The organism is Maribacter aestuarii (assembly GCF_027474845.2).
GTDB lineage: Bacteria > Bacteroidota > Bacteroidia > Flavobacteriales > Flavobacteriaceae > Maribacter > Maribacter aestuarii.
Map to the genome: position 1 here is coordinate 2,667,243 of NZ_CP107031.2, position 13,275 is coordinate 2,680,517.

Consider the following 13,275-nt stretch of genomic DNA (forward strand, 5'->3'; position numbering starts at 1 on the left):
TTGAAAACTAACCAATGTTTTAATAGATATTCCTCAGTACTAGATTTTTCAATCTCATCCCTTTATTGAAATAACTTGTTTTTAGTTTAAGGAATTGTTATTCCTATCTTTGCCGAATGGTAAAGGATGCTGTATTGGAATTAGTGGACAAAGGAGAAATGCTTCCCCTCATGGAAGAATTTTATACCATTCAAGGCGAAGGTTTTCACAAAGGAACGGCCGCATATTTTATTCGAGTCGGGGGTTGTGATGTAGGTTGCCATTGGTGCGACGTAAAAGAGAGCTGGAATGCGGCTACCCACCCACCTACTGCAATCGATATCATAGTAAATAATGCTGCAAAATACTCGGATACTATAGTAGTTACCGGTGGTGAGCCTTTGACCTGGAACATGGCGCCACTTACCAATGCCTTAAAGGCAAAAAATCTTCAGACACATATTGAGACCTCTGGGGCTTATGAGCTCACGGGAGACTGGGACTGGATATGCCTCTCTCCGAAAAAAAATAAACTGCCTTTTGGGAAAATCTACGATAAAGCCCATGAGCTGAAAGTAATCGTCTACAATAAGCATGACCTCGTTTTTGCAGAGGAACAGGCAGCGCTAACGAATAAGGATTGTATTCTTTACTTACAGCCAGAGTGGAGTGTTAGGGATAAGGTAACCCCTTTAATCGTGGATTACGTAATGCAAAATCCAAAGTGGAAAGTTTCCCTTCAGACCCATAAATACTTGAATATACCTTGATTTTAATAGCCAGTTATTATAGAAATTGAAAAGTTGGTACGGATGGTTGCTACTCCAAAGCAAATGTCGTTTTTCTTCAAGCTTCAAGCTTCAAGCTTCAAACCTAAAACCTCAAACCCCTATCGTCCTCCGTTACCTTGTAGGTCTAAAATGCATTCATCATCTAAACCGGGCGGAGCCGCAATTTTACCGGTTGGGGATTGAAGCATTTTCAAAACTGAATTGCCGGATAAAATACATCCAGATGCTACACCATCCTCATAGGCAATTTTTGCCGCGGATAGGTTGGATTTTCCTGCCGGAGTTCCAAATTGAAGTTCGGCACGCATCAAACAACCTTGAACATTACAATGGTTTTGAGCTTCAGGGTCCTCATGTGGATTAACCATATCCGTGCCTAAATCTACTAAACCGAACAAATGACCAAATTCATGGTTTAGGGTGGCCGTCTCCACATCGGAGTCGAAAATGAGGCCACTTTGGGCGGCCAATTTTCGTACGGTTACTTCATGAATAACCATGGACGTATTCCTGTAAACAGCACCTAGGGTTACCAAACCCTCATCTTCTTCGTCTCCCTCAGATGGTGCATCCGCAAAATATATATAGACAGCCAAAGTTGAATCATCATTGTAAGCTGTCCTATTCTCTTCTTCTAAATCGGCAATTTCCTGTAAGGTCAGGTCTTCTTCGTTCGGGGAGTCCAATTCTGAGTAAACAATTTCAATAGTTTCTTTAAAGGTATGTTGCCTTAGAAAGTCGGTGAAAGCCGTCATAGCCTCGTTGGTAGGTCTAAATCCTCTTACATAGCCAATTTCTACAAGCAATCTATCAAAAGAGCTGTTGGAAAGGATATCATTACCAGATGCACCGGTTGCTAACAAATTGGCCGTTTTATCTACTGCCTTTGGTAGTGGGTCGTCGTCATTATTGTTGCTTTTAGAACAAGCTAGGATACCCATGAATAAACTTAAGACCAACAAAACTTTGAAATTCTTCATAACAATTTTTATATCAGCATAACGCAAAAAACGTGCCTGCTATTATTATTTAAGGGATAATCTTGCTAAATAGTCGTAATGTTCCCCTTCACTTATCATTTCGCATACTAAATTGTTGTTTTCTGCGGCACGTCGCAAAGTATTGAAATCTATATAAAGCCATGGAAAGGGGTCGCTTTTCAAATTTTTATAAGCCATCGAAAAGTCCACTTCACCATAATACGTACTATCATTGGGAACCCAGTGCCCCCCATCCTCATCTGCCTCGAACATATAGATAATATCGCTGGAGTCCAGCAGAATTTGTCCGTTTGGATTTAGCAGCGATTTGAATTTATTCAGTATGTCATCCAGATATCTTAATTTCCCGGTAATACCTATGCCGTTCATTAATAACAATAGGGTGTCGAACGGATCGGAATAAAAATGAAGTACCTCCCCACAGTAAGTATTTTGAACACCTCTTTGCATACAGACCTCTATGGCTCCCTTAGAGGAATCCAGGGCAACTACATCATGCCCTTTTTCCTGAAGATACAGACTGTGGTTTCCCGCTCCGCAACCAATATCAAGCACTTTTCCCCTACAAAGTTCTAAAGCTTTCTGTTCCAAGGATGGCATTTCTTCATATGACCTGAAAAGATACGGTAGTGGCAAAATATCTTCCTCGTCAAGAGAGGAGTATGTTTTAATATCTTCTGTATACTGTCCATGTTGGTAATCCAACAAAGCTTTTCCTAAAACATCTTTTTTCAAAATCATGCTTTCTAAGCTACAAAAATCCTTTTTTTAGGAAGACTTCCCTAGCTTTGAATTGGAAATATTCATTTATGGAGGAAGTGCTTCGGGAATTACCGCAAAAGGCAGCGGAGAAATATCAGGAAAATAAAAAGTTTTTTGCAAAGCTTAAGAAGAAGCCGCCCAAAGACCTGGATTACACAATGCAAAATTTGCACGAGACCGAATTTCAAAGAACGGATTGTCTCGACTGTGGCAACTGCTGTAAAACCACAGGGCCACTTTTTACGAACCATGACATAGATCGTATTAGCAAGCATTTACGATTAAAACCCCAGAAGTTCATAGACACATATTTGCGTGTTGATGAGGATAGCGATTATGTACTACAACAAGTGCCGTGTTCCTTCTTGGGAGCCGACAATTATTGTTCCATTTATGACGTGCGACCAAAGGCATGCAAAGAATTTCCGCACACGGACCGGAAAAAATTTCAGCAAATAAGTCATCTTACCTTGAAAAACGTCGCGATTTGTCCGGCGGCTTTTAACATTGTTGAGGAGATGAAGAGGAAAATCGGTAATCAGGGATGAACATAAAACAATAATTGGTAGATGAGTTCAGGTTCGATTACTGTTTGAAATGGAAAAAAATTTTGAACCTACCTTCCGCCAAGGCTTACTATTCTGTGAAATTACTATCTTTAAGTTATGGAAACTATCATCAACTATTTTGAAACGATACCATCCGTTCATCGCTCTTTAATTTTGGTCGGAGGTATCACTTTCTTTTGGATTTTAGAAGGAATAGTTCCCTTATTCAGTGTGGGCTATAAAAAATGGCGGCATGCCTTACCCAACTTCTTCTTTACGATGACCACGATTCTTGTAAATTTTCCGTTGGCTTTTATCCTTTTGAAAACCTCGGATTGGACAGTCCAAAATGATTTTGGAATCATCAATTGGTTGCCGGAAATGCCTTTATGGGCCTATGTGCTTTTGGGGCTTTTGTTACTGGATTTGATAGGTGCCTATTTTGCACACTGGACGGAGCATAAAATAAAGCCTTTATGGATGGTTCATTTGGTACATCATTCCGATCACAACGTGGACACCACTACTGCAAACCGGCATCATCCCTTGGAGAGTATAATACGCTATATATTCACATTAGTTGGGGTGTTTATTGTAGGAGCGCCAATTGGGGTGATTATGCTTTATCAAAGTTTAAGCGTTGTACTTTCTCAATTTAATCATGCGAACATTAAGTTGCCCAAAGGTTTGGATAAGGCATTGAGTTGGGTATTGATTTCTCCGGATATGCACAAGGTGCATCACCATTACAAGTTGCCCTATACAGATTCCAATTACGGGAATATTTTTTCTTTTTGGGACCGTCTTTTTGGAACTTACATGCATATGGAACGGGAGACCATTGTCTATGGAGTGGATACCTTTCCTGATGAGAAAGAAAACTCCAGTATTAAAGGCTTGCTTAAACAACCCTTTCATAAATATAGGAGGCCTACTACACAAGGTTTAAATGAACAAAAAAATCCTGTTACCGCAAGTTATGGTGATATCTAGCAAAATTATAAAGCGTGTACTTGTGATTTCGTTGGTTCTATTGCTGATACCATTTATTGCTATGCAGTCCACCAAAGAAGTACAGTGGACATTATTGGATTTTATAGTATTTTTTCTTCTTTTATCAGGTCTTGGTCTGTCGCTAGCCTTTGCGTCTAAAAAAGTAGCCAAACCCAAATTCAAACTTATTACCTATCTTCTCATCATTACAGTATTCCTTATAATTTGGATTCAATTGGCGGTTGGTATAGTCGATCTCTAGAAATGCTACAGAATTCAATTGAACGTAAGATTATTAAGGGTTTCCCAATGCAATTTTTATACTGATTTTGATTCACTGTCCTCTTTTCGGAATGAATCCAATTATCTATGGATTACAGCCATTATTAAATATCACAAGGTAACGGTAAGCCGAGTATAAAACTGTATATTATGCCGTGCGTTGTTGCGCCATTATAGGAAAGCGTAAGTCAATACCATACTTTTAGTTCAAATCAATAAAATTATAAAACAAACCTCTTCTATGAAAATCGTTATTCTTTCCCAAAATCCAAATTTATATTCCACCAAACGCCTTCTTGAAGCCGGTACTGATAAGGGACATGAAATGCAGATAGTAGATCACTCTAAATGTGACCTAGTTATCGAAAAGAAAAAACCCGGACTCATTTATCAAGGTAAGGAAATAGAGGGAGTCCACGGAGTAATTCCTCGTATCGGAGCTTCTATAACCTTTTATGGTACTGCTGTAGTGCGGCAATTTGAAATGATGAAGATTTTTACTTCAGTAGAATCGCAGGCCTTGGTCCGATCACGAGATAAACTAAGAAGCCTGCAAATATTGTCACGTGCTGGCTTGGGCCTGCCTAAGACAGTTTTCAGTAACTATTCAAGGAATGTCGGAGCCATTATAGATAAGGCAGGTGGCGCTCCTGTAGTTATTAAATTACTAGAAGGTACACAAGGCCTTGGGGTGGTATTGGCGGATAATCGTAATTCGGCAGAATCCATACTTGAAGCCTTTAACGGACTCCAGGCCCGGGTAATCGTTCAGGAATTCATCAAGGAGGCCAAAGGTGCCGATATCAGGGCTTTTGTGATAGATGGTGTCGTAGTTGGTGCCATGAAAAGGCAGGGTAAAGAGGGTGAATTTCGTTCAAACCTCCACAGGGGCGGTTCTGCGAACATCATCGAACTTACTGACGAGGAAGAAAATGCAGCTATAAAAGCAGCCAAAGTATTGGGGCTTGGTGTTGCCGGAGTGGATATGTTACAATCAGCAAGAGGTCCATTAATTTTGGAAGTAAACTCATCTCCCGGACTTGAAGGCATAGAGGCTGCAACGGGAAAGGACATTGCAAGTAAAATAATACAGTACGTTGAGCGGAATGTCGAGTAAGAAAATTGAAATATTAGGTCAAGCCATTTCTAGAGGTAAGGGTGTCCAATTAAGTTTAGATATAGCCAAGTTGCACACCCGCACGAAGATAGAGGTTCCAATTATCGTGGAGAGGGGTAAGGAGGATGGCCCCAATATTTTGATTACCGGAGGTATTCATGGGAATGAGATTAACGGAGTTGAAATTGTAAGGCAACTTATATCCAAAAAATACAATAAGCCGACGAAGGGGATGGTCATTTGTATTCCTGTGGTAAACGTTTTTGGATTTTTAAATCAAACAAGGCAATTTCCTGACGGGCGGGACCTAAATCGCGTCTTCCCCGGAAGTCCACGAGGTTCATTGGCAAGTAGGTTTGCCTACCACATCATTAATGAGATAGCCCCTTTGGTAGATTACTGCATCGACTACCACACAGGTGGTGATAGTCGCTTTAATGCTCCTCAGGTCCGTATTGGAAAGAATGACAAAGCTAGTATGGAACTTGCTACGGTCTTCGGTGCACCCTTCATCGTGAAATCAGTGCGAAGGGAAAAATCCTTTCGGGAGACGCTCTACAAACTGGATAAAAAAATATTGCTTTTTGAAGGGGGTAAATCGCTTCATATAGATAAGCACACCACAGCGGTAGGAATAAATGGTGCGCTGCGAGTGATGCAACATCTGGGAATGCGCGACTTCACTGCAGAACTGGCCCAATCTCATGAATTGGGCAAAGAGCAAATCATAATCAATTCTTCAAGTTGGCTAAGGGCAAAGTATTCTGGAATGTTTCATCCTATAATCGCCATAGGTCAGAAAGTTGAAAAAGGTACCGTGTTAGGAAGTATCTCCGACCCTTTCGGCTATTTTGAACGGACTATCAAATCTACATATCCTGGTTATGTCCTGTGTGTGAACCAATCGCCAATTGTAAATCAGGGCGACGGCATTTTCCATATTTCAAGAGACTAATACGACAAGATAGTATCGGTTTTATTCATCCCTCAAAATCTACAATTCACTCCCTAAAAGTTGTAATTGGGTGATATGTTTTTTAAGGACAGAAGGTAATAAGATAGTTTTGGATAAAACTTTCAACTATGCTTTCCAATACCGTTGGTGTCATTCACTTTGTAGCTTCAATTTGTGCACTTTTATCCGGAACTTTTGTGCTATGGGCCTTAAAAGGTACCAAAACCCATAAGCAAGTAGGTTATTTGTATGTCGTATCTATGTTTTTGGTATTGTTAACCTCTTTCATGATATATCGGCTACATGGTACCTTTGGAATACTACACGTGTTTGCGGTCATAAGCAGTGCAACGCTGTTTGCTGGAATGGTTCCTATTTTGTTAAGGCGTCCCGCCAATTATTTGACTTTGCACTTTAGTTTTATGTACTGGAGCGTTATCGGATTGTATTGTGCTTTTTCCGCTGAGATTTTTACAAGAATTCCCCTTATTTACGAACTAGATGCCAACGTAGTTGGAATATTTTATGCGATGGTAGGTATTGCCAGTGCTTTGGTAGGAGGTATTGGGTCCATTTATTTTAAAAAATACAAAACCAGATGGATTGAATACGTGGATAGTTTTGAAAAATAGTTGGTTTTTTGGTTAACTAAACCGCATAACAATATCGGTAGTTATAAGGGCTAATACCTTAAGTATTTGGCACGAATTTTTTCAAATTGATTCAAATCATCTTGCCAGGTCTTCTTAATTTCAGTTTCCGAAAGTCCAGCTTCTATCTGCTGTTGCAATGTTTCAGTTCCAGCATGCTTGGTAAATCCGCTGGTATTAAAAAATTTAGTTTTGTCAGTACTGTTTTGGTACGCGTCAATAAGCCATTCCAAGGAAACCCTATTCATTCGTGATATTTGCGATAAATCTTTCCCATAGCATATTTTGCCTTCTTCCTTAGGATTTTTGGAGCCAAAATTTGGTTGGGGAACGTAACTAAAATCATACTGCGTAGCATCCAAGAACGAGGCGCCATAGCGTTGAAATTGATATTCCGTTCCTCTACCGGCGTTGACGTTTGTTCCCTCAAAAAGGCCTAAACTCGGATATAAGCTGATGGAAGTATCATTGGGCAAATTTGGTGACGGACGTATGGGTAAGTGATATTCCATATTGCGAGACCAGTTATCCAAAGGAACAATGGTCAGTTCGGCTTTTCTGTTTCCATTTAACCACCCCTCTTCGTTGATCATAGTGGCGTATTCCCCAATAGTCAGTCCATAAACTAAAGGAATTTCGGTCATTCCCAAAAAACCGGTATGTGCCGATTCCATGGTTGGTCCGTCCACATAATGCGCATTCGGATTGGGCCTATCCAAAACAATAACCGGAATATTTTGGTCGGCACAGGCTTCCATGACCAATTGAAGCGTTGCTATATACGTGTAGAAGCGAACCCCAACATCCTGTATATCGAACAAAACAATATCAAGCCCCGTCAACTGCTCAGCAGAGGGCTTCCTATTCTTGCCATAAAGTGAAATAATAGGAAGATTTGTTTTGGTGTCTATACCATCTTTTACCTTTTCTCCAGCATCGGCCTGACCACGAAAGCCATGTTCTGGCGCAAACACCTTTTGAATGCTAATGCCGGAAGCAAGCAAAGAATCAACCAAATGCGTGTAACCATCCGTCTTAAATATTACACTGGTTTGATTAGCAACAATACCCACCTTTTTACCTTCCAAAAATGGCAGATATTCGCCCGTCCTATTTGCTGCCACGATAATGGAATCGCTGGATTTTTCCGTTAAAATCAAAGGCTTGTTATCCAAGTTCTCTACGTTCTGTTTGGGTTGGTTTCCGCAAGCGGTCAATACCAAAAACGATAATAAAACTGTACTTTTGAACTTGGATAAAAACAACATCATTTGAACCTAGAGTATTTCATAGCCAAAAGGCTTATTACGGGAAAGGAGCATAAAATTAGCATTTCTGCACCGATAATAAAAATTGCGATTGCGGCCATAGCTATCGGAATTGTTATGATGTTAATCGCCATTGCGACCGGCGTAGGTCTTAAATATAAAATTAGGGAAAAAGTAACGGCTTTTAACGGGCATGTTCAAATCTATAATTACGATAACAATAACTCAGAGGTTTCCGTAGCACCTGTCTCCAAGGTGCAGGAATTTTATCCAGAATTCAACACGGTGGACGGCGTGGTACATGTGCAAGCAGTGGCTACGAAAGCCGGTATTATTAGAACCGCGGAGACGTTTGAAGGACTCTTGGCGAAAGGAGTGGGAAGCGATTTCAGATGGTCGGAACTTCAAGAGTATATCGTCGCGGGCGAATTACCCGATTACTCCAGAGAATTGAATTCTGATGTCATTATGTCTCGCCTTATGGCCAACAAACTCAAATTTAAAGTGGGTGATTCCTTCTTTACGTTCTTTCCGCGTGAAGATGACCCGAACCAAATACCCAATCAACGAAAATTTACCATTAAAGGTATTTATGATAGCGGGTTCGAAGAAATAGATTCCCGTTTTATGCTCATCGATATAAGACACATCCAACGCATGAATAAATGGACTGATGATGAGGTGGGTAATTTTGAGGTTTTCTTGGAGGATTTTAAGGATATCGATGAAAAGAGCGAAGAGATATTTGGAAAAACAGTTTCTACGTTAGATACGAGAACCCTAAAGGATAAATATTATAAGATATTTGAGTGGATAAACCTGTTCGATTTTAATATCGCCCTTATAATAGGTATTATGATTATCGTAGGAGGTATAAATATGATTACGGCTTTGTTGGTGCTTATTCTGGAGCGCACTCCCATGATCGGTATTTTAAAGGCATTGGGTACGACCAACTGGAGCATACGTAAAGTTTTTTTGTACAATGCGACTTACTTAGTAGGAATTGGGCTGTTTTGGGGAAACCTGATAGGTCTTGGAGTAATTTTAGTACAAGAGAAATTCCGGTTGTTCAAGTTCCCGAATCCAAAGGAATACTATATTGAGTATATTCCGGTGCATATCGATTTTTTAACGGTTCTTTTCTTGAATATTGGGGTGCTGGTGCTATGCCTGTTAATGCTCCTGATTCCTTCTTACATCATTACTAAAATAACGCCGGTGAAGGCGATAAAGTTTGAATAAATTTTAAATGGATTACGCAGAAAATATATTGGAGACCATCGGGAATACGCCACTGGTAAAAATGAATAGACTTACGGCGGATTTGCCCTGTTTGGTCTTGGCGAAGTACGAGACCTTCAATCCCGGTAATTCGGTGAAAGATCGTATGGCCGTGCAAATGATAAAAGATGCTGAGGAAGCGGGCGTATTAAAACCTGGGGGTACCATCATCGAAGGTACTTCTGGTAATACCGGAATGGGATTGGCATTGGCGGCAACCGTTAAGGGCTACAAGATGATTTGCGTCATCAGTGATAAGCAGTCAAAAGAGAAGATGGATATTCTAAGGGCGGTAGGTAGCGAAGTTCATGTTTGTCCCACGGATGTTGCCCCTGAAGACCCAAGAAGTTATTACAGCACGGCAAAAAGATTGGCCAAGGAAATACCCAATTCCTGGTATGTAAACCAATATGACAATCCCTCCAACTGCAAGGCACATTTCTTGAGTACTGGTCCGGAAATTTGGAAACAGACCGATGGTAAAGTAACCCATTTTGTGGTGGGGGTAGGGACCGGAGGCACCGTATCCGGCGTAGGGTCCTATTTGAAAATGAAGAACCCCAATGTAAAAATTTGGGGAGTGGATACGTACGGGTCGGTATTTAAAAAATACCATGAGACCGGAATTTTTGATGAGAACGAAATCTACCCCTACATTACGGAGGGCATTGGAGAAGATATTTTACCGCTCAATGTAAACTTCAGCATCATTGACGGATTCACAAAAGTGACGGATAAAGATGCCGCTATTTATACCCAGCGTCTGGCGAAGGAAGAAGCGATGTTTCTGGGCAATTCTGCCGGTGCTGCCATTAAGGGTGTTTTACAATTAAAAGAGCACTTCTCCAAAGATGATGTCGTAGTCGTTCTTTTCCATGATCATGGAAGCCGATATGTAGGTAAGATGTTCAATGACGAATGGATGCGCGAGAAAGGCTTTTTGGAATAGCAACGGCTTTTTTGGTATCTTAGAGAAAAAAGATGCGCAAATTTAATTATCTCTCCTTCAGTACCGCAAGTAACTTATTGCTATTGGTACTCTCTTTAATATTCATAAACTGTTCTTCGGATGATACTATAATACGAGAGAACGAGGAAGAGGAACAAGGAGAGGAGGAAATGGGCATACGTCCCGAAGACAAACTACCGTTATTTTCTATTTCTACCAACGGGGCAGAGATTGTTGATGAACCTAAAATAAACGCAACGTTTACGATTTCTAAAGCAGATGCCATTGTTTATGATGGTTATATGGGTATTGAGATTAGGGGAGCTACTTCACAGCTTTTTCCAAAAAAAGCATATGGATTTGAGACTTGGGATGCCGCGAATGAGGATTTGGATGTATCGCTTTTGGACTTTCCTGAAGAAGAGGATTGGATTCTTTACGCGCCGTATAGTGATAAATCCCTTTTTCGTAATATGTTGATTTATGATTTGTCGCGAGACATACAACGATATGCCAGTAGGACCCAATTCGTAGAAGTGGAAATTAATGGAGTGCCGAAGGGGGTCTATGTTTTTATGGAAAAGCTAAAACGCGATTCCAATCGCATTGATATCAATAACTTAAAAGAGGATGAAAATTCCGGTAAGGACCTCACCGGTGGCTATATATTAAAAATTGATAAAACCGCTGGATCTAACCTAGGGGAGGGGTACAATGAACTAAATAGCTTCGTATCCGCCTACCCGCCTAACTTGGCCAATCTGGACCAAGAAATTTATTTCCTATATGAGGAACCCGACGCAGAGGATATTACGCCAGAGCAGAAAGCCTATATATCTAATTATGTAGCTGAATTCGAGGATGCTTTGGCAGGTGAAAATTTCACGGATTCAGTAACGGGCTATTCGGCCTATATAGACGTGGATAGCTTTATTGACTTCTTCATACTAAACGAACTCTCAAATAATGTTGACGGCTATCGCCTCAGCACCTTTATGCACAAGGATAAAAATGGAAAGTTGAATATGGGTCCCATTTGGGATTTTAATCTTGCATTTGGGAATGCTAATTATTGTTCTGGAGGAGAAACCAACGTTTGGGCTTACAAGTTTAACGAAAGATGTCCGGATGATTTTTGGCTTTTACCTTTTTGGTGGGAACGTTTGATGGAAGATCCGGCTTATGTATCAAGGCTAAAAACGAGGTGGGAAGAATTACGGGGAGGAGCCTTATCCAATGGCGCCATAGAAGGTAAAATCGAGGGTTATTTGACAATACTTAATGCATCTGGGGCGGTGGATACTAATTTTACGCTATGGCCCGTTTTGGGAACATATGTCTGGCCTAATAATTTCGTTGGTACTACTTATGAGCAAGAAACGGACTATTTAAAAACTTGGGTCGAAAATCGCCTAACTTGGTTGGATGCTGAAATAAGTGCACTTTAGAAGGTTCGCTAGAGCAAGTTTTAAATTCAACGATAGGGGCATATTACATCGTCCTTCAGGATAAAGGTTTCATATATTGAACAAATCCAAATATGGTAATACTTCAGATAGATAATCAAATAGTTAAGATCGATGCTGGTGAGCTCGTAAGCTATCAAGTTTCCGGTCATGAATTTATCCATCAAAAAGGAAGCCCTGGTTGGAGAAACTCCGATACGGAGATGTTCCCGATCATTGGACCTACAAATGAAGCTGAATTCAAAGTAACTACTCCCCGCGGGGAAGCTGTCCAAGACCAACATGGTTTGTTAAGGGAGATGGATTATGAATTGATTACCCAAGAGGAAACCTCGGCCTTGTTTCAAAAGAAGTATACCGCCAAGTCCAAAATTGTAAACTCCAAGTTTCCGAAGAAATCTACCGCTGAACAATTATTTTGGCCTTACGATTTTAGATTTCGAAAAATGTACGAACTAAAAGAAAACGGTTTGCAAATAACCTTTGAAGTAGAAGGGGAAGAAGGCATGCCATTTATGTTGGGGTATCACCCAGCCTTCAAAGTGCGTACCGAAGCTGCTACTATAAGGACGGAAAGCAAATCGGTTACAATTCCAGAAGTCATGGCGGTAGGAAGTAGGGCCATGGAAATAAAAAACTGCCAAAAGATTTTGTTGGACGATGAGAAAACACTCGAAATTACTACGGAAGGTTTCCAGTCCTTTATGCTTTGGACCGAGGTTGCCAACATGGTCTGTATTGAACCTATAACCTTTTATCCGTATGCAGTTACGCAGGATAACTTGCATCGAGGATTCCAAGAACTAACGGAAAAGAAAAGTGTCTTTAAGGTGCAGCTAAGTCCTAAATAGTTTACAATGGCCTATAGTGATTACTTAGTGGAAAGGGTACGACAGCGGTTAAAGGGAGCCGGACAAATAGAGGAGAAGAAAATGATGGGTGGCCTCCTTTTTATGGTCAATGGTAAGATGTGTATCGGCGTGGATAGAGATAAAAGTGCCGACCAAGACCGACTCATGGTACGCGTTGGAAAACTAAATTATGAGTTACTGTTACAAAAAAAGGGGAGCAGAAAAATGGATTTTACTGGGCGGCCCATGAAGGGTTTTCTCTTTTTGTCACCAGAAGCCTTTGATGCCGAATCGGACCTGGATTTCTGGGTAAAAAAAGCATTGGAATTCAACGCAATGCTGTAAGCTATTGCATTTAAGAAACCAACTAAACTGGCAT

The 13,275-nt window shown here is 40.6% G+C and carries 14 protein-coding genes; 11 read left to right on the plus strand and 3 right to left on the minus strand.

From position 1 onward, the window contains the following. Positions 1-116 precede the first annotated feature (116 nt). A complete protein-coding gene (locus N8A89_RS12120; protein WP_281542503.1) occupies positions 117-749 on the plus strand; it encodes a 7-carboxy-7-deazaguanine synthase QueE in 633 nt (210 codons plus the stop codon). Between the two features lie 119 nt (positions 750-868). Here N8A89_RS12120 and N8A89_RS12125 read toward each other — a convergent pair whose 3' ends face one another. Next, the gene (locus N8A89_RS12125; protein WP_281542504.1) at positions 869-1,750 is read right to left on the minus strand and encodes a hypothetical protein; all 882 of its coding nucleotides are present in this window, start codon (positions 1,748-1,750) and stop codon (positions 869-871) included. Between the two features lie 45 nt (positions 1,751-1,795). Continuing rightward, positions 1,796-2,512 (minus strand): class I SAM-dependent methyltransferase, encoded by a 717-nt coding sequence (locus tag N8A89_RS12130; RefSeq protein WP_289644380.1) that lies wholly within the window; start codon positions 2,510-2,512, stop codon positions 1,796-1,798. A 68-nt stretch (positions 2,513-2,580) separates the two neighbouring features. Between N8A89_RS12130 and N8A89_RS12135 the strand changes: the two genes are divergently transcribed. The 5 genes from N8A89_RS12135 (at position 2,581) to N8A89_RS12155 (ending at position 7,060) form a co-directional block, all read left to right on the plus strand. Further along, the gene (locus tag N8A89_RS12135; RefSeq protein ID WP_281542505.1) at positions 2,581-3,081 is read left to right on the plus strand and encodes a YkgJ family cysteine cluster protein; all 501 of its coding nucleotides are present in this window, start codon (positions 2,581-2,583) and stop codon (positions 3,079-3,081) included. A 117-nt stretch (positions 3,082-3,198) separates the two neighbouring features. Further along, positions 3,199-4,074: a sterol desaturase family protein gene (locus N8A89_RS12140; protein WP_281542506.1), complete on the plus strand. Its 876-nt coding sequence runs from the start codon at positions 3,199-3,201 to the stop codon at positions 4,072-4,074. A 523-nt stretch (positions 4,075-4,597) separates the two neighbouring features. Beyond that, positions 4,598-5,473: a 30S ribosomal protein S6--L-glutamate ligase gene (gene rimK / locus N8A89_RS12145; RefSeq protein ID WP_289644381.1), complete on the plus strand. Its 876-nt coding sequence runs from the start codon at positions 4,598-4,600 to the stop codon at positions 5,471-5,473. Then, the gene (locus tag N8A89_RS12150; protein ID WP_281542507.1) at positions 5,463-6,428 is read left to right on the plus strand and encodes a succinylglutamate desuccinylase/aspartoacylase family protein; all 966 of its coding nucleotides are present in this window, start codon (positions 5,463-5,465) and stop codon (positions 6,426-6,428) included. Before rimK ends, N8A89_RS12150 begins: the two co-directional genes overlap by 11 nt. A 128-nt stretch (positions 6,429-6,556) precedes the next feature. After that, on the plus strand, positions 6,557-7,060 hold the full coding sequence (locus tag N8A89_RS12155; protein ID WP_281542508.1) for a DUF2306 domain-containing protein: 504 nt from the start codon (positions 6,557-6,559) through the stop codon (positions 7,058-7,060). A 50-nt stretch (positions 7,061-7,110) separates the two neighbouring features. Here the strand turns inward: N8A89_RS12155 and N8A89_RS12160 are convergent, their stop codons facing one another. Next, positions 7,111-8,346: an exo-beta-N-acetylmuramidase NamZ family protein gene (locus N8A89_RS12160; protein WP_281543385.1), complete on the minus strand. Its 1,236-nt coding sequence runs from the start codon at positions 8,344-8,346 to the stop codon at positions 7,111-7,113. Between the two features lie 3 nt (positions 8,347-8,349). Here N8A89_RS12160 and N8A89_RS12165 point away from each other — a divergent pair, with 3 nt between their 5' ends. The 5 genes from N8A89_RS12165 (at position 8,350) to N8A89_RS12185 (ending at position 13,241) form a co-directional block, all read left to right on the plus strand. Then, on the plus strand, positions 8,350-9,591 hold the full coding sequence (locus tag N8A89_RS12165; RefSeq protein WP_281542509.1) for an ABC transporter permease: 1,242 nt from the start codon (positions 8,350-8,352) through the stop codon (positions 9,589-9,591). Between the two features lie 7 nt (positions 9,592-9,598). Then, positions 9,599-10,579, plus strand: a complete 981-nt coding sequence (locus N8A89_RS12170) for a PLP-dependent cysteine synthase family protein (RefSeq protein WP_281542510.1) — start codon at positions 9,599-9,601, stop codon at positions 10,577-10,579. Between the two features lie 32 nt (positions 10,580-10,611). After that, positions 10,612-12,027, plus strand: a complete 1,416-nt coding sequence (locus N8A89_RS12175; RefSeq protein ID WP_281542511.1) for a CotH kinase family protein — start codon at positions 10,612-10,614, stop codon at positions 12,025-12,027. 92 nt (positions 12,028-12,119) lie between these two features. Then, entirely contained in the window at positions 12,120-12,896 is a 777-nt protein-coding gene (locus N8A89_RS12180; protein ID WP_281542512.1) for an aldose 1-epimerase, read from the plus strand. A 6-nt stretch (positions 12,897-12,902) separates the two neighbouring features. After that, positions 12,903-13,241, plus strand: coding sequence for a TfoX/Sxy family protein (locus N8A89_RS12185; RefSeq protein WP_289644383.1), 339 nt, complete (start codon positions 12,903-12,905; stop codon positions 13,239-13,241). The last annotated feature ends 34 nt before the right edge of the window (positions 13,242-13,275 follow it).